Origin of the sequence: Streptomyces sp. NPDC051555, assembly GCF_044454405.1 — a bacterium.
Lineage (GTDB): Bacteria > Actinomycetota > Actinomycetes > Streptomycetales > Streptomycetaceae > Streptomyces.
In genome coordinates this window covers 54,667-75,695 of record NZ_JBITDP010000025.1, presented here as the reverse complement: position 1 = coordinate 75,695, position 21,029 = coordinate 54,667, and the positions used below count along the sequence as shown (strand labels likewise).

Genomic DNA, 21,029 nt, shown 5'->3' with positions numbered 1-21,029 from the left:
CGTACCTACTGGGCGGCGGGCAGCGCGGTCGTACTGGCGCTGCTCTTCGCGGCGGCCGCGACGATGATCGCGGCCGTGAGCGGAGGCACCGCGGACGCGGCGGACGGCCCCGGGCGGGTGCCCGCGGTGTCCTCCCCGGACGCGGGGTTCGCCCGGGACATGGCGGTGCACCACCAGCAGGCGGTGGAGATGTCGTTCATCGTGCGCGACCGCACCCAGGACGAGGCGATCCGCAACCTCGCCTACGACATCGCCAACACCCAGGCGAACCAGCGCGGGATGCTGCTGGGCTGGCTGGACCTGTGGGGGCTGCCGAAGGTGACGCCCGGCGACCCGCCGATGTCCTGGATGAACGCCGGCGACGGGGCCGCCGCCCACGACATGGGCAGCATGGGCGACACGGGCGCCGCGCAGGGCACGGAGGGCATGGCGGGGCACTCCGGCGCCGGCGCCACGACCAAGCCGGGCGCGCTGATGCCCGGGATGGCCACGAAGGAGGAGCTGGCCCGGCTGGGCACCGCCCAGGGGCGGGATGCCGAGGTCCTCTATCTCCAGCTGATGACCGACCACCACAAGGGCGGGGTCGCGATGGCGCTGGGCTGCGCGAAGCTCTGCCGGACCCCTGTCGAGCAGAGGCTGGCCCAGGGCATGGCCGAGGCGCAGCAGTCGGAGCTGACCCTGATGGCGGACATGCTGGGCAAGCGCGGAGCCGCACCGCGCCCGTGAGCCCGGGCCCCGTCCGTATCGCCCGTCCGTATCGCCCGCCCGTTTCACCCGTACGGCCGCCAGCGCTCGCGTGGGCCGAACGGGTGACCCAGGATGGTGGGGCCGCCGCGGACGCACCCCGCGCCCGGCGAAACGGCGTGCTCAGGAGGTTCGCGATGACCACCGCCGGAGAGATCATGCACCCCGGGGCCCAATGGATCCCCGCCACCGAGACCCTGGACCGGGCGGCCCAGCTGATGGCGCGCCTCGGCGTGGGCGCGCTCCCGATCAGCGACGTGAACGAACGGCTCTGCGGGATCCTGACCGACCGGGACATCGTGGTGGGCTGCGTGGCCAAGGGCCACGACCCGGCGAAGACCACGGCCGGGGACATGGCGCAGGGCACCCCCCGATGGATCGACGCCGGGGCGGACGTGTCGGACGTGCTCGACGAGATGCAGAACCACCGCATCCGGCGGCTGCCGGTCATCCGGGACAAGCGGCTGGTCGGCATGATCAGCGAGGCCGACCTGGCCCGCCACCTCTCGGACGAGCAGATAGCGGGCTGGGCCGAGAAGGTCTACGCCCGGGGTTAGACCGGCGCGTCCAGGACCGTCCGGGCCACCTGGTCCGGACGGTCCAGCATGACCATGTGCCCCGAGGGGTCGGCCACCTCGAAGCGGGCGCCCAGCCGGTCGGCGAGGTCCGCCTGGCGGCCGAGCCAGTGCAGCGCACCCGGGCGCGCCGAGCCGTCGTAGCCCGCGAGCACCGTGACGGGCGCGGACAGCGGGTGCTCCGCGCGCAGGGCCAGCACCTCGGCGGCCACGTCCGGGTAGCGGGAGTTCTCCAGCAGGGTCCCGCGCCAGACCCGGCCGGTGCGGTAGCAGCGGCGTACGAGTTCCCGCGCGGCCGGGTCGGCGCCGCCGGTACGGGAGGCCCGTACGCCGGCCCGGCGCAGCAGCGGCCCGACGGCGGCGGGCAGTCCGGCGGCGGTGACGGCCCGCCCGAGCGCCCGCGCGGCGCCGCTGCGCACGGTGGCCGGGAGCAGCGGCCGCGGGGGCCCCTCCTCGACGCTGCTGTCGAGCAGCACCAGTGCGGCGGCCCGGGCCGGGTGGAGGCGGGCGAAGGCTTCGGCGTGGAAGCCGGCGATGGAGTGGCCGACGACGGTGGCGGGGGCCCGCCCGGCCGGGCCGAGCGCGTCGAGCAGCGCCGCGATCCGGCGGGCCTCGCCCGCGGCGGTCGGCGGCTCGGCGGCGGGGGCGCTGAGCCCGTGGCCGGGGCGGTCGAAGCGGACGACGGTGCGATGCGGGGCCAGCAGCGCGGCCACCGGGTCCCAGTCGAACCAGCCGAGCCCGAGGCCGGCGGCCAGCACGCAGACCGGGCCGCTGCCCTCGACCACCACGTGCAGCGGCACCCCGTCGCCGGACCGCACGAAGCCCTCGTACGCCGTGCGGGTCCCGCCGACCCCCGGGACCCCGTACTCCCCGCGGCCGACCCCCCGGGCGCCCGTCATGTGCGGCGCTCCTTGTGGACGGAGTACGCGAGCAGGCCGAGCCAGAGCGCGACGAACAGCACCTGGAGCCGCTGGCCCGCGCCGAGCGCCCAGGTCCCGCGCCCGGCGGTGAAGAGGGCGATCGCGCTCAGGGTCCACGCGGTGGCGAGGAGTTCCAGCGTCACGAGCACCGGGCCGTAGCGGGCGAGCGGGGCCCACCAGCCGTACCGGCGCGCGGCGACGGTCAGGGCGACGATGCCGACGAGGGCCCCGGTCATGGCCAGGCTGCTGCTGATGGCGTGGGCCTGGTGGGTCGCGGGGACCAGGCCGGCGGTCTCCCGGGCGGCGCATTCGGGATCGACGGTCGGGGTGCAGCTGAGCGGCAGCCAGGCGTCGGCGGCGGTGGAGGCGCCGAAGAGGGTGACGCCCGCCCAGCCGATGACCGCCCAGGGCCGCCGGGATCCGGCGTGGGTGCGCAGCCGCAGGAGGGCGAACAGGCCGCCCGCGAAGGCCAGCAGGCCGGCGGTGAAGTCGGTGGCCCGGAAGAGGCCGCCGAGCGGCTGGTCCTGGGCGGCGAGTTCGCTGACGTAGGTCTCGATGGGGTTCAGACCGGTGGACAGTACGACTTCGAGCACCCAGGCGGTGTAGGCGGCGGCGCCCAGGCCGATGAGGGCGGCGACGCGCCGCGTACCGTTTGTGGACATAGTGGGACCAATCCTAAGCAGGGCCGGGGCCAATCGGATCATCGGATACCCACCCGGGGTAAGCTGCCGCGCATGACGTCCGCTGCCCGCCGCACGCCGCGAGCCGCCCGGTGGTCCCGGGTGCTGCTGCTCGCCGCGCTGCTGCTGGGCATCGTCACCATGCACACGCTGGGCCACCCGGACGACTCCCCTGTCGGACAGGACGCAGCGACCGCCCACACCGTTGCCCACGGGGCGCCCGCGCCCGGACCCGGCGCCCACGCGATGCCCGCACCGACCGTGGCCGCACCGGACGTGCCCGCACCCGCCGATGAGGCGGGGACGCAGGTGCGCGGGCCGGACGGCGGGATGGCGATGGACCCCATGTCGGTGTGCCTGGCCGTGCTGCTCGCCGGGATCAGCCTGGTGAGCGTGCTCGTGCTGGCGCGGACCGGGGCCGCGGCCACCGCTCGGCGCGAGGCCCGCGGGGTGCGGGCGCACGGCGGGCCCGATCCGCCCACGGGCCGGGAACTCCTCGCCCGACTGGTGGTGCTGCGCGTATAGGACGGGCCGCGCCGTGGCCCCCGCACGCCCGCGGGAGCGACGGCAGCCGTCGCCCATCCACCCACGCGTCACCACACCCACGAGGTGCACGTCCATGCGCTCTCCCGCGACCACCAGCAGCAGCAGCAGTACTAGCAACAGCACTAGCAACAGCACCGACAGCACGCCCCGCCCCACCCTCCCCGCCCTCTCCACCCGGCGGGCCGTGCTCGGCGCCTCCGCCGCCGTGGCCGGATCCGCCCTCCTCGCCGCCTGTTCGGGCAGTTCCGGGGGCTCCGGCATGGACCACGGATCCATGGGCCACGGATCCACGGGCGGCGGCTCCACCCCTCCCGCACCCGGCGGTTACGTCGACCCCGCCGGCCCCGAGGTCCGGGCCGCGGAGGCGGCCCGCAAGGCCACCGGCCCGGTCAGCGAGGTGAAACTGACCGCCACCGCGGGCCCGCTGGACCTCGGGGCGGGCCTGACCGCGCGCTCCTGGGCCTACGGTGACCGGCTGCCGGGCCAGGAGGTGCGGGTCACCGCGGGCGGCACCCTCGCCCTGACCCTGGCCAACCACCTGCCCCAGGCGACCTCCCTGCACTGGCACGGCCTGGCCCTGCGCAACGACATGGACGGGGTGCCGGGGCTCACCCAGCGGGACGTCGCGCCGGGCGCGTCGTTCACGTACCGCTTCGCCGTGCCGCACCCGGGGACGTACTGGTTCCACCCGCACTCCGGGGTACAGCAGGACCGCGGGCTGTACGCCCCGCTGATCGTCGAGGACCCCCGGGAGCCCCTCTCCTACGACAAGGAGTGGGTGGTGGTCCTGGACGACTGGCTGGACGGGATCGACGGCTCCACCCCGGACGCGGTCCTCGCCGAACTCCGCGGGGGCATGGGCCCGGGAGCGGGCCACGGCGGCGCCGGCGGCCACGACATGGGGGCCATGACGCCCGGCTCCCCCGCCCCCTCCGGCTCGGCCCCATCCGCCCCCTCCGGGCCCTCGCGCATGCTGATGGGTGGCGGGGGCAGCACCGTGCTCGGCAAGGACACCGGCGACGTCGCCTACCCGCACTACCTGGTCAACGGGCGCACGGCGCAGGACCCTTCCGTCTTCACGGCCCGCCCCGGCGAGCGGATCCGGCTGCGGATCATCAACGCGGGCGGGGACACCGCCTTCCGGCTCGCCCTCGGCGGCCACGAACTGACGGTCACGCACACCGACGGCTTCCCCATGGAACACGCGAGGACCGGCTCGCTGCTGCTCGGCATGGGCGAGCGGTACGACGTCCTCGTCACGGCCGGGGACGGCGTCTTCCCGCTGACCGCGCTGGCCGAGGGCAAGGGGGACGGCGCCTCGGCGCTCGCGCTGCTGCGCACCGGGAGCGGGGCGGCGCCCACCGCCGCGACCCGGCCCGCCGAGCTGGCCGCTCCGCCCCTGACCGCGGACCGGTTGCGGGCCGCCGGGGCCGCGGCCCTCGCCGCGCGGGGGCCCGACCGGACGCTGCGCATCAAGCTGACGGGCGGGATGGCGGCGTACGACTGGGCCTTCGACGGGAAGCCGTACACGGCGGACCAGCGGCACCCGGTGAAGGCGGGCGAACGGGTCCGGCTGGAGTTCAACAACTCCACAACGATGTGGCACCCGCTGCACCTGCACGGGCACACCTTCGCCCTCGGCGGGCAGCCGGGCGGCGCCCGCAAGGACACCGCGGTCATCCTGCCGGGGGCCACCTTGACGGCCGACTTCGACGCCGACAACCCGGGGCTGTGGATGCTGCATTGCCACAACGTCTACCACGCGGAGGCCGGGATGATGACGGTGCTGGGGTACCAACACTGACGGCCCGGTGGCCGGCTCCCGGGCGCTGATCCGGGAGCCGGCAATCCGGTTGGTCGGGGGTGCGGGGCGTGGCAGGGTGGAAGATCACCGCGCCGCACCCCTACATGAGGATTTTCGTTGGACCTGAGCAAGCCCTCGAAGCCGTCCGCCGACACGCCGCCCGTCGGCGCGCCGCCCGTCGGCGCGCCGTCCGCCGACACGCCGCCCGCAGCCGCGCCGTCCGGCCCGCCGACGGTGGCCGAGGGCACCCCGACGCCCGCCCCCGCGACCCCCGCGACCCCGTCGGTGCACCATGCGGCGACCATGATCGGGACCCCGGCCGTGCCCGCGCCGGCCACCGCGCCGACCGCGCCCGCGCCCTCGGCCTTCGCGCCGCCGTCGCCCTCGCCCTTCGGCCCGCCGTCCGCCGGCGCGCCGGGCGCGCCCGGCGGCGCCCAGCCGTACGGTCAGCCGCAGCCGCCCGCGAACCCGTGGGGCCCGCACGGCGGCGCGTACGCCAACATGCCCTACCCGGGCGTCTCCGGCCCCCCGCAGAACAACGGCATGGCCGTGGCGGCCCTGGTCTGCGGCGTGCTGAGCGTGCCGATCGGCTTCATCCCCTTCTTCTTCTGGGGCGGCGCGCTGCTCGCGCTGGTCGCCATCGGCCTCGGCATCGCGGGCATGGTCCAGGCGTCCAAGGGCGCCCCGCGCAAGACCATGGCGATAGCCGGCACGGTGCTCGGCGTGCTCGGCCTGGCCGCGGCGGGCGCCGGGACGTACTTCACCAGCCAGATCGTCAAGAGGATCGACAAGCAGGTCAACGAGGGCCTGCCGCCGAGGCACAGCGACACCTGGAACGATGCCGACGAGGACGAGTTCGCGGACGAGAGCCCGAGCCCCGAGGTCGACGTCCCGGGCAAGACCTCCGCGCTGCCCTTCGGCAAGGCCTTCACCTACCCCGACGGGGTCGAGGTCGCGGTCAAGGAGGCCGCCGGCTACACGCCGGAGCCCAACAAGTACGACCCGGACCGCCCGAAGTTCGCGGCGAAGGTGACCGTCACCATCACCAACAACTCGAAGGAGAAGGTCGAGCTGCGCGCCGCGCTGCCCTCCGCGCGCGACGACAAGGGGCTGGAGTCGAAGCGGATGTACGACTTCAAGGTGGAGCGGCCGTTCTCCGGTTCGCTGCTGCCCGGCCAGTCGGCCACCGGCGTCTTCGCCTTCGGTCTGCCCGAGGGCACCAAGGGCATCCAGTTCGAGATCGCGCCCGGCATCGGCAAGTACGACGGCGCCATCTGGAGCGGCACGCTCGGCTGAGCCGCCCCGGACCGAACCGAACCGAACCGGACCGAACCGGACCGATACGCCGGTCCGGTCCGGCCCGGGCCGACGCGGTGTCCCGACGGGGCTTTCCGGGACACCGCGTCGGGGCATCACGTCAGGGACATCGCGTCAGAACGACGATTAGAGATTAGAGTGGGGCCGTGCCCCAACTTCGTCTCGCTCTGAATCAGATCGACGCGCACGTCGGCAACATCGTCGCCAACGCCGACTCCGTCGTCCATTGGACCCGGCACGCCGCCGAGCAGGGCGCCCACCTGGTGGCGTTCCCCGAGATGGCGCTGACCGGCTACCCCGTCGAGGACCTCGCGCTGCGCGGTTCCTTCGTCGAGGCCTCGCGCACCGCGCTCGTCGCCCTCGCGGAGCGGCTCGCGGCCGAGGGCTTCGGCGACCTGCCGGTGATCGTCGGCTACCTCGACCGGACCGAGCAGGCCGTGCCGCGGCTCGGCCGGCCCGCCGGTTCCCCGGAGAACGCGGCCGCCGTCCTGCACGGCGGGAAGGTCGCCCTCCGTTTCGCCAAGCACCACCTGCCCAACTACGGGGTCTTCGACGAGTTCCGGTACTTCGTGCCGGGCGACACCCAGCCGGTGATCCGGGTGCGCGGCGTGGACGTGGCCCTGGCCATCTGCGAGGACCTCTGGCAGGAGGGCGGCCGGGTCCCGGCCACCCGCGCCGCCGGGGCGGGGCTGCTCGTCTCCGTCAACGCCTCGCCCTACGAGCGCAACAAGGACGACCTGCGCCTCGAACTGGTGCAGAAGCGCGCCCGGGAGGCCGGCTGCACCCTCGCGTACCTGGCGATGATCGGCGGTCAGGACGAGCTGGTCTTCGACGGCGACTCCATCGTCGTCGACGCCGACGGCGAGGTGATCGCGCGGGCCCCGCAGTTCTCCGAGGGCTGCGTGCTGGTCGACCTGGACCTGCCCGCCGCCTCCCCGACCCCCGTCGAGGGCGTGGTGGAGGACGGGCTGCGGATCGACCGGGTCGTCCTGTCCGAGGAGCCGGTGGAACCGTACGACGCCGTGGTCACCGGTGGGTACGCCGAGCGGCTCGACGACGACGAGGAGGTCTACGACGCCCTGGTCGTGGGCCTGCGCGCCTACGTCCTCAAGAACGGCTTCCGCTCGGTCCTGATCGGGCTCTCCGGCGGCATCGACTCCGCGCTCGTCGCCGCGATCGCCTGCGACGCGATCGGCGCCCAGAACGTCCACGGCATCTCGATGCCGTCGAAGTACTCCTCGGAGCACTCCAAGGGCGACGCGGCCGACCTGGCCGAGCGCACCGGCCTGCACCTGCGGACCGTGCCGATCGAGCCGATGTTCGACGCCTACATGGGTGCACTGGGCCTGACCGGCCTGGCCGAGGAGAACCTCCAGTCCCGGCTGCGCGGCACGATGCTGATGGCGGTGTCCAACCAGGAGGGCCACATCGTGCTGGCCCCGGGCAACAAGTCGGAGCTGGCCGTCGGCTACTCGACCCTCTACGGCGACTCCGTCGGCGCCTACGGCCCGATCAAGGACGTCTACAAGAGCGACGTCTTCCGGCTCGCCCGCCACCGCAACCGGGCGGCCGTCGAGCGCGGCGAGGTCCCGCCGATCCCGGTCTCCTCGATCGAGAAGCCGCCGAGCGCCGAGCTGCGCCCGGGCCAGGTGGACACGGACTCGCTGCCCGACTACCCGGTGCTCGACGGGATCCTGGCGCTGTACGTGGACCGGGACCAGGGCCTGGAGGAGATCGTCGCGGCCGGCTACGACCGGGCGCTGGTCGCCAAGACCCTGCGGATGGTGGACACGGCGGAGTACAAGCGCCGCCAGTACCCGCCGGGCACCAAGATCTCCGCGAAGGGCTTCGGCAAGGACCGCCGGCTGCCGATCACCAACGGCTGGCGCGAGCGGGGCTGAGCCCGCTCCCCCGGTGCGGGTGCGCACAGCGCCCGCACCGGGAGCCCGGTGTCACGGCCGGACGGTGAGCCGCGCGGCGATCGGCAGGTGGTCGCTGCCGGTGCGCCCCAGCGTCCAGGAGGCCTGGGGCGTGATGCCGCGGACCATGATCTGGTCGATCCGGGCCATCGGGAACTGGGCCGGCCAGCTGAAGCCGAAGCCGTCGCCCGCCGCGCCCTGTGTGGAGCGCATCTGCGAGGTGACCTCGGACAGGGCGCGGTCGTTCATCGTGCCGTTGAGGTCGCCGAGCAGCAGGACCTTCTTCAGCGGTTCGCCGGCGAGCGCGGCGCCCAGGGCCCCGGCGCTGTTGTCGCGCTGGTTGGCGGTGAAGCCCGCGTTCAGCTTCACCCGGACCGAGGGAAGGTGCGCGATGTAGGTGGCGACCTGGCCGTAGGGGGTGTCCACGGTGGTGCGCATGGCGCGGGTCCAGCCGAGCTTGATGTCGACGGGCTTGCTGGAGGACAGCGGGTACTTGCTCCACACGCCGACGGTGCCCTCGACCGCGTGGTACTTGTACGTGCCCGCGAGGCCCTCCTCGTAGAGCGGCACGGCGCTCGCCTTGAGCTCGGTCAGCGCCAGCACGTCGGCCCCCGACTTCGCCATCGCGGCGGCGGTGCCGCGCGGGTCGAGGTTGTCGGCGTCGACGTTGTGGGTGGCGACCATCAGGTTGCCGCCCGCGCCGGACTTGTCGGTGACCAGGCCGCCGAAGAGGTGCACCCAGATCACGGACGGGAGCAGCAGCGCGATCAGGGCCGTCGCGGACTTGCGGACGAGCCCGATGACCAGCAGCACGGCGATGGGCACCGCCAGCCACGGCAGGAAGGTCTCGATGAGGCTGCCGAGGTTGCCCACGTCATTGGGCAGCGTGGCGTGGAAGACCATCACGAGCGCGATCAACACGGCGACCACGGCGGTGACGATGCCGCGCCGCCAGATCCCCGGATCCTTGCGCAGGGCGGCCAGTCGGCCACGGAGGCCGGATCCGGAGGGCTCTGGCTCCGGACCGCCGTTCCCCGTATCCGTCACGTACGCCTGTGCCATGCCATGCCCTCACTGCCGTGCTCGCGCTCCGTCCCCGCCCCTTGACCCTAGGCGATGTCCGAAGCCATCCGTGCCGTCCTCACCGGCCCGTACAACCCGGAGGACGAACGACCGTGCGGACAAGGTTCCGCTTGTCACGAAACGCGCACATTGGCTCGGGCGCGCCTCGCGGGCGGCTGGGAAGCCGCCGGGACGCGGGGCGGGTGTGACGGACCGGGTGGCGGAGCACTACCGTCCCGGGGCGCGGTGGTGCCACCATGGTGGGTGAGTCCGGGGACGCCGTGAGGGTGCCTCGAGATGACACAAGGAGCAGTTGCAATGACGCATGCCGTTTCGCCTGCCCGCGAAGCCGCCGGCCCCACCCTGTACGGGGGCAAGGGGAGCCGTCGCATCACCGTCCGTGACCTCGGCATCGCCAAGGAACGCGGCGAGAAGTGGCCCATGCTCACCGCTTACGACGCGATGACCGCGTCCGTCTTCGACGAGGCCGGGATCCCGGTCATGCTCGTCGGCGACTCCATGGGCAACTGTCACCTCGGCTACGAGACCACCGTCCCGGTGACCATGGACGAGATGACCCTGCTGTCGGCGGCCGTCGTGCGGGGCACCAGCCGGGCCCTGATCGTCGGCGACCTGCCGTTCGGCTCGTACCAGGAAGGCGCGGTCCAGGCGCTGCGCAGCGCCACGCGCCTGGTCAAGGAGGCCGGTGTCGGCGCGGTCAAGCTGGAGGGCGGCCAGCGCTCGCTGGCCCAGACCGAGCTGATCGTGCAGTCCGGCATCCCGGTCATGTCCCACCTGGGGCTGACCCCGCAGTCCGTCAACGCCATGGGGTACCGGGTGCAGGGTCGCGGCGACGAGGCCGCGCACCAGCTGCTGCGGGACGCGAAGGCGGCGCAGGACGCGGGTGCCTTCGCGGTGGTGCTGGAGCTGGTGCCGGCCGAGCTGGCGGCCGAGGTGACCCGGTCCCTGCACATCCCGACCGTGGGCATCGGCGCGGGTTCGGAGTGCGACGCGCAGGTCCTGGTGTGGACCGACATGATGGGCCTGACCGGCGGAAAGATGCCGAAGTTCGTGAAGCAGTACGCGAACCTGCGGGCGACGATGACGGACGCGGCGAAGGCCTTCGCCGAGGACGTGGTCGGCGGGACGTTCCCGCTGGAAGAGCACAGCGTTCACTGACCGACGGCCGTCGGCGACCCACCGACAGCCGGCCGACAGGTGCTGTCGGCCGGCTGTCGGCGCTTTGTCAGTGCCCTCTGGTCCCATGAGGACATGACGCGAAACGACATCACCCCCGGCCGTGGGGCACACGGCGCCCACGCAGTAGAAGTGCGGGGACTGGTCAAGCACTACGGCGAGACCAAAGCACTGGACGGCGTGGACCTGGACGTCCGCGAGGGCACGGTCCTCGGGGTCCTCGGCCCGAACGGCGCCGGGAAGACCACCCTGGTCCGTATCCTCTCCACCCTGATCGCCCCGGACGCCGGCACCGCCGTCGTCGCGGGCTTCGACGTGGTCCGCCAGCCGCGGCAGCTGCGCCGCACCATCGGCCTCACCGGTCAGTACGCCTCGGTCGACGAGAAGCTCTCCGGCTGGGAGAACCTCTACATGATCGGGCGGCTGCTGGACCTGTCCCGCAAGGACGCCCGCCGCCGCGCGGACGAGTTGCTGGAGCGGTTCTCGCTGACCGAGGCGGCCAAGAAGGCCGTCATGAACTACTCCGGCGGCATGCGGCGGCGCCTGGACCTCGCCGCCTCCATGATCGGCAGCCCGGCGGTGCTCTACCTGGACGAGCCGACCACCGGTCTGGACCCCCGTACCCGCAACGAGGTGTGGGACGAGGTGCAGCGGATGGTCGCCGAGGGCGCGACGGTCCTGCTCACCACCCAGTACATGGAGGAGGCCGAGCAGCTCGCCAGCGAGCTGACGGTCATCGACCACGGCAAGGTCATCGCCAACGGCAAGGTCGACGAGCTGAAGGCCCGTGTCGGCGGTCGCACCCTGAAGATCCGCCCCGCGGACCCGGCCGACCTGCCGGGGATGGCCCGCTCGCTGGCCGAGACCGGCCTGGACGGCGTCGCCGGCAGCCAGGCCGTGCCGGACGAGGGTGTCCTGCTGGTCCCGATCCTGAGCGACGAGCAGCTGACCGCGGTGGTGGGCCTGCTGGCCGCCCGCGGCTACGCCATCGCCGACCTGGGCACCTACCTGCCCAGCCTGGACGAGGTCTTCCTCTCCATCACCGGCCACAAGGCCGTCCCCGCAGACGCCCACCAGACCGAGGAGGTAGCGGCATGAGCACCGTCACCACGAAGCCCGCCCCCACCCGCTCCGCCCCGGTCTCCGGGCCGCCGCCCGTGAGCGACGAGGGCCGCCTGGGCCCGCGCGCCCACCTGCGCCACATCGGCGCGCTGGCCCGCCGCAACGTCCTGCAGATCAAGCAGGACCCCGAGTCGATGTTCGACGTCCTGCTGATGCCGATCATCTTCACGCTGCTGTTCGTCTTCGTCTTCGGCGGTGCGATCTCCGGCAAGGGGAACCAGCAGGAGTACGTCAACTACGTCGTCCCGGGCCTGATGGCCATGATGGGCATGAACATCGCGATGGGCGTCGGCACCGGCGTCAACGACGACTTCAAGAAGGGCGTGATGGACCGCTTCCGGTCCATGCCCATCGCCCGGTCCTCGGTGCTCATCGCCAAGATCGTGGTCGAGGTCGGCCGCATGATGGTCGCCATCGCGATCCTGCTGGCCGTCGGCTTCATGCTGGGCCTGTCCATCAAGACCTCGGTCCTGGACCTGCTGGCGTCCATCGGCCTGGCGGCCGTCTTCGGCGCCTCGCTGATGTGGATCTTCATCCTGCTCGGTCTCACGATGAAGACCGCCCAGGCCGTGCAGGGCATGGCGATGCTGGTCCTGATGCCGCTCCAGTTCGGCAGCTCGATCTTCGCCCCGCCGACCACGATGCCCGGCTGGCTGCAGTCCTTCACCGACTACAACCCGCTGTCCAACCTGGCCGACGCGGCCCGCGCCCTGATCAACGGCACGCCGATCGGCAACTCGGTGTGGATCACGCTGGCCTGGTCGGTCGGCATCACCGTGATCACCATGCCGATCGCGGTGCGCAAGTTCCGCAACAAGACCTGACGGACCGATCCGGGCGGGACCGGATCGCGTCCCGGGCCCGCCACGGGTCAGACGAGGGCGGTGGCCTCCTCCAGGGAGAGGCCGCCGCCTTCGGCGTACGCCGCGTCGAAGACGGCCCGGTCCAGCTCCGCCCCGGCCCGTTCGGTGACCCGCGCGGCGCTCTCGCGTTCGGTGGTGACGGGCACGTGCTCCGCCGGGACCAGCGCCCGATAGGCGCCCATCAGCCGGACCGCGGTGCGGGCGTGGTCCGCGCCGCCGAGCCCGGCGTGCGCCTCCGCCGCGCTGATCAGGTACACGGCGGGCATCTGCGGCGCGACCATTTCGGCGAGCGGTTCGCGGGCCGTGGTCAGCGCGGCCCTGAGCCCCGCCAGGCCCGCCTCGTACTTCCCCTCCTGGTTGTCGAGCCAGGCCGCGATGCCGAGCAGGAACCCCTCGAAGATGGCGAAGGCCCCGTTGGCGAACTCCCCGCGCAGCACGTCCAGCTGGGCGCGGGCCTCGGGGATCCGGCCGGTCGCGCCGTAGCGGGTCGCGAGGAACATCCGGGCGACGGGCAGCGCCTCGTGGTTGAAGGGTCGCGGGACGCCGAGGGCCTCGGTGAGGATCTCCTCGGCCCGCTCGCCGCCGCCGCTCTCCATCAGGACGCCCGCGACCCGGATCCGCAGCACCGCCACCTGGCCCTTGGCGTCGAGGCGTTCCGCGTGGGCGATGGCCGCCTGGTAGTCCTCCCCGGCCAGGGCGTAGTCGCCGCGCTTCTCGTGGGACTCGGCGCGGGCCGAGAGGGCCTCCGCGCAGCCCCAGTCGTCTCCCAGCTCCTGGAAGATGGCGAGGCTCTCCTCGGCGTCACGGACCGCGATGTCGGCCCAGTCCGCACGGTTGGCCAGGACGTTGGCGCGCAGTTGGAGGGCGGAGCCCAGCTCCCAGCGGTAGCCGAGCGCGCGGCATGTCTCCACGGTCTCGTCGGCGATCAGCCGGATCAGCCCCGGATTCCCGCTGATCATGGCGGCGAAGACGTACATCGATCCGGGCATCCGGCAGGTCTGCGGCAGACCGGGCCGGTAGGCGGCGGCCATCCCCTCGACCTCTTTGCGGACCTCGTCCGAGCTCCAGCTCCCGGTGGCCTGGTCGCGGGCGGCCAGTTGGAGCAGCCCGATGCCGCGCCACCCCTCGGCGAGCAGTTCCCCGGTGTAGGGCGGGGGCGCGTCCACGATCTGTTCGTACACGGGCTGCGCGGGGGTGACCGGCTGCTGGAAGGGGTTCGGGCCGAGGGGCGCCGCGGCGTTCGCCCAGTGGCGCATCTCGGTGCGCAGGTCGCGCATCTGCCAGTACCAGACGAGGGAGTGGACCAGGCACAGCACCTCGTCCGCGTCGCGGGCGGCGACGGCGCGGCGCAGGGCGGTGCGCAGGTTCTCGTACTCGGTGGCGAAGCGCTGTACGGCCTCCCGCTGGCCGCGGCCGCGCAGCAGCGCGTCGGTGGTGCGGGCGAGTTCGCGGTAGTGGACGAGGTGGCGGCGGCAGGTGGCGTCCTGGTCCGCGGGGTCCTCGGCGAGCCGCTCGGCGGCGTACTCGCCGACGGTCTCCAGCAGTCGGTAGCGCATGTCGCCCTCGGGTCCCGGGGCGGCGACGACCAGGGATTTATCGACGAGCGAGCCGAGTACGTCGGCCACGTCCGCGATGTCCGTCCCGTACCGGGCGTCGGGGTCGCGCAGGGCGCAGACGGCTTCGGCCGCGGTCAGGTCGCAGCCGCCGGCGAAGACCGACAGGCGGCGCAGCACCGTGCGTTCGTCGGCGTCCAACAGCTCCCAGGACCAGTCGACCACCGCCCGCAGCGTCTGCTGGCGCGGCAGCACCGTACGGCTCCCGCTGGTCAACAACCGGAACCGGTTGTCCAACCGGTCCGCGATCTGCCGCGGGGTCAACAACCGCAGCCGCGCCGCCGCCAACTCGATCGCCAACGGCAACCCGTCCAGCCGGCGGCAGATCTCGACGGCGGCGGCCGGGTCGTCGGCCACGGTGAACCCCGGCCGGGCGGCGGCGCCGCGCTCCGCGAACAGCCGCACCGCCATCGGGTCCGGCAGCGGTTCCACCGGGCGCAGCAACTCCCCCGGCACGCCGAGGGGTTCGCGGCTGGTGGCCAGGATCCGCACGCCCGGACAGTGTGTGAGCAGCCGCTCCGCCAGCTCGGCGGCGGCCCCGATGACGTGCTCGCAATTGTCGAGGAGGAGGAGCAGGCGCCGCCGGGAGCAGTGTTCGATCAGCCGGGCCAAGGGGTGTTCGCCGGTCTGTCCGGTGAGGACGCGCATCTCCTCGGCGGCGGCGCCGCGCAGCTTGGTCTCGCGGGCTCCGAGGGCCGCGAGGACGGCTTCGGCCACGTCCTCGGGGTCGTCGACCGGAGCCAGCTCGACCAGCCAGACCCCGTCGGGCCACTCGGTGGCGGGGTGCGCCTCGGCGGCCTCCTGGGAGAGCCGGGTCTTGCCCGCTCCGCCGGGGCCGAGGAGGGTGACCAGCCGGGCGCGGGCGAGGTCCTCGCCGATGACGCGGATGTCGTCCTCGCGTCCGACGAAGGTGGTGAGCCGGGCGCGCAGGTTCCCGTCGGGGCCGGTCGCGGGCGCCGGGGCGAAAGTGGCCGGCGTCGCCGGGGCGGGGGCCGCCGCGGGGGGCCGGTCGGCGGTCGGCCGCGGGGCCAGCAGTTCCGTGTGCAGGGCGCGCAGGGCGGGTCCCGGGTCCGCGCCGAGCCGGTCGGCCAGCTCGCGGCGCACGCCGTCGTAGGCGACCAGGGCCTCGGCCGGCCGGCCCGCGTCGCGCAGCGCCCGGATCCGCAGGACCTGGAGGGGTTCGTCCAGGGGCAGGTCGGCGCAGAGGGCGGTCAGCTCGGGCAGGACCCGCTCCGCCTCGCCCAGGGCGAGGGCCGCGCCGAGGCGGCCCCGGCGCGCGTCCAGTCGTACGGTCTCCCAGCGCGCGGCCTCGGCGGTCGGATCCGGCAGGTCCGCGAGGGCGGGCCCGCGCCACAGGCCCAGGGCCTCCTCGTACAGCTCGGCGGCCCGGCCCGGATCGCCCGCCTCCAGGCGCTGCGCGGCGGTGCGGGTGAGCCGCTCGAAGCGGTAGAGGTCGATGTCGTCGCGCTCGGCGGTGAGCCGGTAGCCGCCCTCGGCGGAGGCGACGGCGTCGTGTCCGGCGGCCCGGCGCAGCCGCCCGACCAGGGCTTGCAGCGCGCCGGAGGCGTCCTGGGGCGGTTCGTCGCCCCAGACCTCGTCCACCAGCACCTCGACCGGGACCGCCCGGCCGGGGCGCAGCGCGAGCGCGGTCAGGAGCGCGCGCAAGCGGGCTCCGCCGAGGGCGACGGGGGTTCCGTCGCCGCGGATTGCCTGGGCACTGCCGAGAATCGCGTAACGCACCGGCCCATTGTGACGGGCCCGGGCGGCGAACCCACCGGGATTACGCGGCGGGCCGCTCCCGCGGCCGGTGGCCGGGGTCCGGTCCCGTGGCCCCTGGGATAGGTTTCGGGCCATGGGGCATCAGAGCGGTCACGGTGAGCGGCAGGTCAGTGCGGTCTTCCTCGGGGTCGCCGCGGTCATGGGCGTCACCGGGTGGGCCGTGTGGACCGACTACGCGACCAGTACCGGGCTCGCCGTGTTCCTCTTCGTGACGTCCGCGTGGATCGTCTCGCTGTGCCTGCACGAGTACGCGCACGCCCGTACCGCCCTGCACAGCGGGGACCTGTCGGTCGGGGCCAAGGGGTACCTGACGCTGAACCCGCTGAAGTACACGCACGCGATGCTGAGCATCGTGCTGCCGGTGATCTTCGTGATCCTGGGCGGGCTCGGCCTGCCCGGCGGGGCCGTGTACATCGAGCGCGGGCGGATCCAGGGGCGGTGGAAGCACAGCCTGATCTCGGCGGCCGGGCCGCTGACCAACGTGCTCTTCGCCGTCGTGTGCACGGCGCCGTTCTGGCTGGACGCGTTGGACGGGGTGCCGCCGGCCTTCCGCTACGCCCTCGGCTTCCTGGCGCTGCTCCAGGTCTCGGCCGCGATCTTGAACTTCCTGCCCGTGCCGGGCCTGGACGGCTACGGGGTGATCGAGCCGTGGCTCTCGTACAAGGTGCGCCGCGAGGTCGAACCGCTGGCGCCCTTCGGACTGCTCGCGGTCTTCGCCCTGTTGTGGATCCCCGGGGTCAACGCGTTCTTCTTCGACTTCGTGAACGCGGTCCTCGGCAAGCTGGGCGTGTCCGACCTGGATACCTACTGCGGCCGCGACCTGTACACCTTCTGGCGGGACAGCAATCCGGTCTGCCGGACCGAGGGGATCAGCCCGCTCGGCGGCTGAGCCGATCCTTGCGCAGGTAGAACCACGCCATGTTCGAGGTCACGCCCGCCAGCAGCACCCAGACGATGCCGAGGAAGCTGCCCTCGACGAAGGCGACGACGGCCGCGGCCACCGACAGGACGCAGACGACGATGGCGAACACGGCAAGGCGGGGCATGGGCCGGACTCCTCGGGAACACTGAACGGCGGCGAACCCCTCCAGTGTCCCCCATCGTGCCGGGCAGTCATATCCGGCCCTTTTTCGGCCGAACCCGAGCGTTTCGCACGACGGGGGGTTTACGGTGCGCCCAGCGCGCCTCTCGGAGCGCGCGAACAGAACGACAGCCCGGCCGCTCGGCCCGTGACGGACGACACCGGGCCAGTGGGGGGACGGACATGCAGGAGACGACGACGCCGTGGCCCGCTTCCACCAGGCCGTCGTGGCGCACCTGGGCGCCACGGAAGGACGTACGGGCCGCCGCGGCTGAGGCGGGTGCGGGGTACGGGGGCGCGCCCGCCGGCGGTGGGCGGGGGCGGCCCCGTACGGGTGGTCCGGGCGGCTCAGACGTCCGTGACGCGCAGGCCCGCGTGGGCCTTGTAACGGCGGTTGACCGAGATCAGGTTGGCGACCAGCGACTCGACCTGGTGGGCATTGCGCAGCCGGCCCGCGAAGATCCCGCGCATCCCCGGGATGCGGGCGGCGAGGGCCTGGACGATGTCGGTGTCGGCGCGGACCTCGCCGAGGACCATCACGTCCGTGTCGATCTCCTCCACCGACGCGTCCTGGAGCAGGACGGCCGACAGGTGGTGGAAGGCGGCGGTGACGCGCGAGCCGGGCAGCAGCAGCGCGGCCTGCTGGGCGGCGCTGCCCTCCTCGGGCTTGAGGGCGTAGGCGCCCTGCTTGTCGAAGCCGAGCGGGTTGACGCAGTCGACGACGAGCTTGCCCGTCAGCTCCTCGCGCAGCGCCTCCAGGGTCTTGGCGTGGCCGTCCCACGGCACGGCGATGATCACGACGTCGCTGCGCCGGGCGCACTCGGCGTTGTCCGCGCCCTCCACGCCGAGGCCCAGCTCCGCCGCCGCGGCCTCGGCGCGGTCGGCGGCGCGCGAGCCGATGATCACCTTCTGGCCCGCGCGGGCGAGCCGGTAGGCGAGGCCGCGGCCCTGGTCCCCGGTACCGCCGAGGACGCCGACGATCAGGCCCGAGACGTCGGGGAGGTCGTGGGGGTCCTTCGCCGGGGGCTTCTGGGTGTTGTCTGTGGAAGTCATGGGGGCGAGGGTACTGCCGGGTAGCGCAAGGCCGAATGGGTGAGCGGGTGCCAAACGCTCCTGTCTGCGCCGTCCGTGGTGCAGGATGCCGCCCATGGATGCCGTCAGGGTCGCCCTGTTGCGCGAGGTGCTGGCCGGTACGCAGTGGCCCGGGGCCGCCCGCCGCTTCGCGGGATCGCTGCGCCGGGCGGTCGTCCCGGCCGGCGGGAACCTGCTGCTGGTGGGCACCGAGAGCTACGAACCCTGGCACCTGGCCGCGCACCTGGTGGACGAGGCGGCCTGGTCGGGGCGGCCGGAGCTGGCGCCGACGCTGGTGCGCCACCGGGTGCTGCCCGGGGAGCCGCCGCACCTGTCGGTGGGCCTGGGGCGCCTCGCCGCGGCCCGGCGCGGGCACACGCTGCTGGTGGTGGCACCGGAGCGGCCCGGCGAGGGGCTGCTGGAGCGGGTGCACGACGCGCGCCGCTCGGGGGCGACCGTCCTGTCCCTCGACGGCGGCGACCGGGAGCTGGCCGCGCTGGCGCACGACGGCCTGTCGGTGCCCGAGGGCGCCGAGCTGGACCTGGACACGGCGTCGCACCTGGTCAGCGCGGCGGCCGGGGAGAACGGCGTCCCGACCCAGCGCACCCCGCACCGCTTCCGGGACCGGCTGGCGCGGCTGGCCGACCAGCTGACCGCCCCGCCGCCCAACCGCTGGTAGCTCCCGGGCCGGGAGCCTCCCTAGGGCGTGCTGTCGCCCTCCCCCTCTTCCCGGGTCCTGTCGTTCCACTTGGGGTCGTTCTGCCACTCCAGATTCCGCTCCTGGGCGGTCTCCATCGCGTGGTTCGCCTCCTCGGGCGTGGCGTAGGGACCGAAGCGGTCCTTCGCCGGGCATTCCGGCCCCTCCTCGACCTTCTTGTGGACGAGGCAGTAGTACCACTCGCCCGGTTTGCCCACCTGGCGCTTCTTGAACAGAGCCATTCGACGCTCCTTCCTCTGCCGCCATGCTGCCCGATCCCCGCTGGATACACTCGTTCGCATGTCTGGCCAGTCGCTGCTCGTTCCAGGCGAGCTCTCCCCCGCCCTTTCCGTTCCCGGAAACATCCGCCGGCCCGAGTACGTGGGCAAGCCCGGGCCCACTCCGTACACCGGACCGGAGGTGCAGACGGCCGAGACCATCGAGGCGATGCGCATCGCCGGCCGCATCGCCGCGCAGGCGATGGAGGAGGCCGCCAAGCTGATCGCCCCCGGGGTGACCACCGACGCGCTGGACCGGGTCGCGCACGCGTACATGTGCGACCACGGCGCCTACCCGTCGACCCTGGGCTACCGGGGTTTCCCCAAGTCCCTCTGCGCCTCCGTCAACGAGGTCATCTGTCACGGCATCCCGGACTCCACGGTGCTGCGTGACGGCGACATCGTGAACCTCGACGTCACGGCCTACATCGGTGGCGTGCACGGCGACAACAACGCCACCTACCTGTGCGGCGACGTCGACGAGGAGTCACGCCTGCTGGTCGAGCGCACCCGCGAGTCGCTGAACCGCGCGATCAAGGCGGTCAAGCCGGGCCGCCAGATCAACATCATCGGCCGGGTCATCGAGTCGTACGCCAAGCGCTTCGGCTACGGCGTGGTCCGCGACTTCACCGGGCACGGCATCAATTCGTCCTTCCACTCCGGCCTGATCGTCCCGCACTACGACAGCCCGCACGCCACCACCGTCATCGAGCCCGGCATGACCTTCACCATCGAACCGATGCTGACGCTGGGCACCCACGAGTACGACATGTGGAAGGACGGCTGGACGGTCGTCACGAAGGACCGCAAGCGCACGGCCCAGTTCGAGCACACGCTGGTGGTGACGGACACCGGGGCGGAGATCCTCACCCTGCCGTAGGGGACACCCCCTGATCGACCCACGTCGAACGAACCCGTGACAGGGGCGGCGGGCAAGGCGTACATTTTTACCGACAGGACGTCGGTAACCGATTGACTTAGGTAAGCCTAAGTAGGAAGATCGGTCGTACCCCTTCCCCGCCCCCGGTCTCTGGAGGTCCGTCTTGGACGCCTTCTCTACGGTCATCCGCGTCGCGTCGCACGAGCAGCACACGGAGGCCGAGACGTCGTCGTTCATGAGCGACCTGCTCGGTGGCAGGCTCGGCGTCGACGCCTACACCCGCTACACCGAGCAGCTCTGGTTCGTGTACCGGGCGCTGGAGGACGCGGCCGAGTCCCTCAAGGACGACCCGGTCGCGGGCCCCTTCATCCAGCCCGAGCTGATGCGCGTCGCCGAGATCGAGCGCGACCTCGCCCACCTGCTCGGCCCCGACTGGCGCGAGAGCGTGGTGGCCCTGCCGGCGACCCGCGCGTACGCCGACCGGGTCGCCGCCTGCGCCGCCGAGTGGCCCGGCGGATACGTCGCCCACCACTACACCCGCTACCTCGGCGACCTCTCCGGCGGCCAGATCATCCGCGACAAGGCCGAGCGCACCTGGGGCTTCGAGCGCAAGGGCGACGGCGTGCGGTTCTACGTCTTCGAGGCCATAGCCAACCCGGCCGCCTTCAAGCGCGGTTACCGCGAGCTGCTGGACGCGATCGCCGCGGACGACCTGGAGAAGCAGCGCATCATCGACGAGTGCAAGCGCGCCTTCGACTTCAACGGAGCGGTCTTCCGCGAGCTGGGCGACCAGTTCCCGCTCAGCGCCTGAGCCCCGCACCCACCCACCCTCCCCCGCACCCCTCGGCCCGTGGCCGGGGGGTGCGTCGCGTGAGCCGGGG

The 21,029-nt window shown here is 73.2% G+C and carries 20 protein-coding genes; 13 read left to right on the top strand and 7 right to left on the bottom strand.

What is annotated here, in order from left to right:
• Nucleotides 1–63: 63 nt before the first annotated feature.
• Nucleotides 64–726 (top strand): DUF305 domain-containing protein, encoded by a 663-nt coding sequence (locus ACIBEA_RS35550; RefSeq protein WP_399267374.1) that lies wholly within the window; start codon nucleotides 64–66, stop codon nucleotides 724–726.
• A gap of 155 nt (nucleotides 727–881) precedes the next feature.
• On the top strand, nucleotides 882–1,301 hold the full coding sequence (locus tag ACIBEA_RS35545) for a CBS domain-containing protein (protein ID WP_399267326.1): 420 nt from the start codon (nucleotides 882–884) through the stop codon (nucleotides 1,299–1,301).
• On the opposite strand, the gene ACIBEA_RS35540 is transcribed toward ACIBEA_RS35545, so the two are convergent.
• Together ACIBEA_RS35540 and ACIBEA_RS35535 are read right to left on the bottom strand one after the other, a co-directional pair.
• Nucleotides 1,298–2,218, bottom strand: a complete 921-nt coding sequence (locus ACIBEA_RS35540; RefSeq protein WP_399267325.1) for an alpha/beta fold hydrolase — start codon at nucleotides 2,216–2,218, stop codon at nucleotides 1,298–1,300. The two genes, ACIBEA_RS35545 and ACIBEA_RS35540, sit on opposite strands and share 4 nt — an antisense overlap.
• Nucleotides 2,215–2,901, bottom strand: coding sequence for a DUF998 domain-containing protein (locus tag ACIBEA_RS35535; protein ID WP_399267324.1), 687 nt, complete (start codon nucleotides 2,899–2,901; stop codon nucleotides 2,215–2,217). Before ACIBEA_RS35535 ends, ACIBEA_RS35540 begins: the two co-directional genes overlap by 4 nt.
• Before the next feature lie 72 nt (nucleotides 2,902–2,973).
• On the opposite strand from ACIBEA_RS35535, the gene ACIBEA_RS35530 reads away from it, so the two are divergent.
• From ACIBEA_RS35530 to ACIBEA_RS35515, 4 genes are all read left to right on the top strand, one after another.
• Nucleotides 2,974–3,444, top strand: a complete 471-nt coding sequence (locus tag ACIBEA_RS35530; protein WP_399267323.1) for a DUF6153 family protein — start codon at nucleotides 2,974–2,976, stop codon at nucleotides 3,442–3,444.
• A 94-nt stretch (nucleotides 3,445–3,538) separates the two neighbouring features.
• A complete protein-coding gene (locus ACIBEA_RS35525) occupies nucleotides 3,539–5,269 on the top strand; it encodes a multicopper oxidase family protein (protein ID WP_399267322.1) in 1,731 nt (576 codons plus the stop codon).
• 117 nt (nucleotides 5,270–5,386) lie between these two features.
• Nucleotides 5,387–6,565 carry a DUF4190 domain-containing protein gene (locus tag ACIBEA_RS35520; RefSeq protein WP_399267321.1) on the top strand — a complete coding sequence of 393 codons (1,179 nt, stop codon included), beginning with the start codon at nucleotides 5,387–5,389 and terminating at the stop codon, nucleotides 6,563–6,565.
• 167 nt (nucleotides 6,566–6,732) lie between these two features.
• Nucleotides 6,733–8,487 carry an NAD+ synthase gene (locus ACIBEA_RS35515; protein ID WP_399267320.1) on the top strand — a complete coding sequence of 585 codons (1,755 nt, stop codon included), beginning with the start codon at nucleotides 6,733–6,735 and terminating at the stop codon, nucleotides 8,485–8,487.
• A 51-nt stretch (nucleotides 8,488–8,538) separates the two neighbouring features.
• Here ACIBEA_RS35515 and ACIBEA_RS35510 read toward each other — a convergent pair whose 3' ends face one another.
• On the bottom strand, nucleotides 8,539–9,567 hold the full coding sequence (locus ACIBEA_RS35510; RefSeq protein WP_399267319.1) for an endonuclease/exonuclease/phosphatase family protein: 1,029 nt from the start codon (nucleotides 9,565–9,567) through the stop codon (nucleotides 8,539–8,541).
• A 318-nt stretch (nucleotides 9,568–9,885) separates the two neighbouring features.
• Between ACIBEA_RS35510 and panB the strand changes: the two genes are divergently transcribed.
• The 3 genes from panB to ACIBEA_RS35495 all read left to right on the top strand — a co-directional run bounded on the left by panB (nucleotide 9,886) and on the right by ACIBEA_RS35495 (nucleotide 12,710).
• Entirely contained in the window at nucleotides 9,886–10,746 is an 861-nt protein-coding gene (gene panB, locus ACIBEA_RS35505) for a 3-methyl-2-oxobutanoate hydroxymethyltransferase (protein ID WP_399267318.1), read from the top strand.
• 93 nt (nucleotides 10,747–10,839) lie between these two features.
• A complete protein-coding gene (locus ACIBEA_RS35500; RefSeq protein WP_399267316.1) occupies nucleotides 10,840–11,862 on the top strand; it encodes an ATP-binding cassette domain-containing protein in 1,023 nt (340 codons plus the stop codon).
• The gene (locus tag ACIBEA_RS35495; protein WP_399267315.1) at nucleotides 11,859–12,710 is read left to right on the top strand and encodes an ABC transporter permease; all 852 of its coding nucleotides are present in this window, start codon (nucleotides 11,859–11,861) and stop codon (nucleotides 12,708–12,710) included. The genes ACIBEA_RS35500 and ACIBEA_RS35495 overlap by 4 nt, the downstream gene beginning before the upstream one ends.
• A gap of 47 nt (nucleotides 12,711–12,757) precedes the next feature.
• On the opposite strand, the gene ACIBEA_RS35490 is transcribed toward ACIBEA_RS35495, so the two are convergent.
• Entirely contained in the window at nucleotides 12,758–16,102 is a 3,345-nt protein-coding gene (locus tag ACIBEA_RS35490) for an AfsR/SARP family transcriptional regulator (RefSeq protein ID WP_399267314.1), read from the bottom strand.
• Between the two features lie 112 nt (nucleotides 16,103–16,214).
• Between ACIBEA_RS35490 and ACIBEA_RS35485 the strand changes: the two genes are divergently transcribed.
• Nucleotides 16,215–17,030, top strand: a complete 816-nt coding sequence (locus tag ACIBEA_RS35485; protein WP_399267313.1) for a site-2 protease family protein — start codon at nucleotides 16,215–16,217, stop codon at nucleotides 17,028–17,030.
• Here ACIBEA_RS35485 and ACIBEA_RS35480 read toward each other — a convergent pair.
• Entirely contained in the window at nucleotides 17,011–17,187 is a 177-nt protein-coding gene (locus ACIBEA_RS35480) for a hypothetical protein (protein WP_399267312.1), read from the bottom strand. The genes ACIBEA_RS35485 and ACIBEA_RS35480 overlap by 20 nt on opposite strands.
• Before the next feature lie 383 nt (nucleotides 17,188–17,570).
• The gene (npdG, locus tag ACIBEA_RS35475) at nucleotides 17,571–18,275 is read right to left on the bottom strand and encodes an NADPH-dependent F420 reductase (RefSeq protein ID WP_399267311.1); all 705 of its coding nucleotides are present in this window, start codon (nucleotides 18,273–18,275) and stop codon (nucleotides 17,571–17,573) included.
• Nucleotides 18,276–18,369: 94 nt separating this feature from the next.
• Here npdG and ACIBEA_RS35470 point away from each other — a divergent pair, with 94 nt between their 5' ends.
• On the top strand, nucleotides 18,370–18,972 hold the full coding sequence (locus tag ACIBEA_RS35470) for a hypothetical protein (RefSeq protein ID WP_385780608.1): 603 nt from the start codon (nucleotides 18,370–18,372) through the stop codon (nucleotides 18,970–18,972).
• A gap of 20 nt (nucleotides 18,973–18,992) precedes the next feature.
• Here the strand turns inward: ACIBEA_RS35470 and ACIBEA_RS35465 are convergent, their stop codons facing one another.
• Nucleotides 18,993–19,232 carry a hypothetical protein gene (locus tag ACIBEA_RS35465; protein ID WP_399267310.1) on the bottom strand — a complete coding sequence of 80 codons (240 nt, stop codon included), beginning with the start codon at nucleotides 19,230–19,232 and terminating at the stop codon, nucleotides 18,993–18,995.
• 58 nt (nucleotides 19,233–19,290) lie between these two features.
• Between ACIBEA_RS35465 and map the strand changes: the two genes are divergently transcribed.
• Nucleotides 19,291–20,148, top strand: coding sequence for a type I methionyl aminopeptidase (gene map, locus ACIBEA_RS35460; protein WP_399267309.1), 858 nt, complete (start codon nucleotides 19,291–19,293; stop codon nucleotides 20,146–20,148).
• Nucleotides 20,149–20,311: 163 nt separating this feature from the next.
• Complete coding sequence (locus ACIBEA_RS35455) at nucleotides 20,312–20,959, top strand: heme oxygenase (biliverdin-producing) (protein ID WP_399267308.1); 648 nt, start codon at nucleotides 20,312–20,314, stop codon at nucleotides 20,957–20,959.
• Nucleotides 20,960–21,029: the final 70 nt, after the last annotated feature.

Excerpts from the sequence above, each read along its gene's own strand:
- ACIBEA_RS35535 (WP_399267324.1), bottom strand. The coding sequence starts at position 2,901 with ATGTCCACAAACGGTACGCGGCGCGTCGCCGCCCTCATCGGCCTGGGC.
- ACIBEA_RS35525 (WP_399267322.1), top strand. The coding sequence starts at position 3,539 with ATGCGCTCTCCCGCGACCACCAGCAGCAGCAGCAGTACTAGCAACAGC.
- ACIBEA_RS35545 (WP_399267326.1), top strand. The coding sequence starts at position 882 with ATGACCACCGCCGGAGAGATCATGCACCCCGGGGCCCAATGGATCCCC.
- ACIBEA_RS35495 (WP_399267315.1), top strand. The coding sequence starts at position 11,859 with ATGAGCACCGTCACCACGAAGCCCGCCCCCACCCGCTCCGCCCCGGTC.
- ACIBEA_RS35530 (WP_399267323.1), top strand. The coding sequence starts at position 2,974 with ATGACGTCCGCTGCCCGCCGCACGCCGCGAGCCGCCCGGTGGTCCCGG.
- panB (WP_399267318.1), top strand. The coding sequence starts at position 9,886 with ATGACGCATGCCGTTTCGCCTGCCCGCGAAGCCGCCGGCCCCACCCTG.
- ACIBEA_RS35480 (WP_399267312.1), bottom strand. The coding sequence starts at position 17,187 with ATGCCCCGCCTTGCCGTGTTCGCCATCGTCGTCTGCGTCCTGTCGGTG.
- ACIBEA_RS35465 (WP_399267310.1), bottom strand. The coding sequence starts at position 19,232 with ATGGCTCTGTTCAAGAAGCGCCAGGTGGGCAAACCGGGCGAGTGGTAC.
- ACIBEA_RS35550 (WP_399267374.1), top strand. The coding sequence starts at position 64 with ATGATCGCGGCCGTGAGCGGAGGCACCGCGGACGCGGCGGACGGCCCC.
- map (WP_399267309.1), top strand. The coding sequence starts at position 19,291 with ATGTCTGGCCAGTCGCTGCTCGTTCCAGGCGAGCTCTCCCCCGCCCTT.
- ACIBEA_RS35500 (WP_399267316.1), top strand. The coding sequence starts at position 10,840 with ATGACGCGAAACGACATCACCCCCGGCCGTGGGGCACACGGCGCCCAC.
- ACIBEA_RS35540 (WP_399267325.1), bottom strand. The coding sequence starts at position 2,218 with ATGACGGGCGCCCGGGGGGTCGGCCGCGGGGAGTACGGGGTCCCGGGG.
- ACIBEA_RS35510 (WP_399267319.1), bottom strand. The coding sequence starts at position 9,567 with ATGGCACAGGCGTACGTGACGGATACGGGGAACGGCGGTCCGGAGCCA.
- ACIBEA_RS35470 (WP_385780608.1), top strand. The coding sequence starts at position 18,370 with ATGGATGCCGTCAGGGTCGCCCTGTTGCGCGAGGTGCTGGCCGGTACG.
- npdG (WP_399267311.1), bottom strand. The coding sequence starts at position 18,275 with ATGACTTCCACAGACAACACCCAGAAGCCCCCGGCGAAGGACCCCCAC.
- ACIBEA_RS35485 (WP_399267313.1), top strand. The coding sequence starts at position 16,215 with ATGGGGCATCAGAGCGGTCACGGTGAGCGGCAGGTCAGTGCGGTCTTC.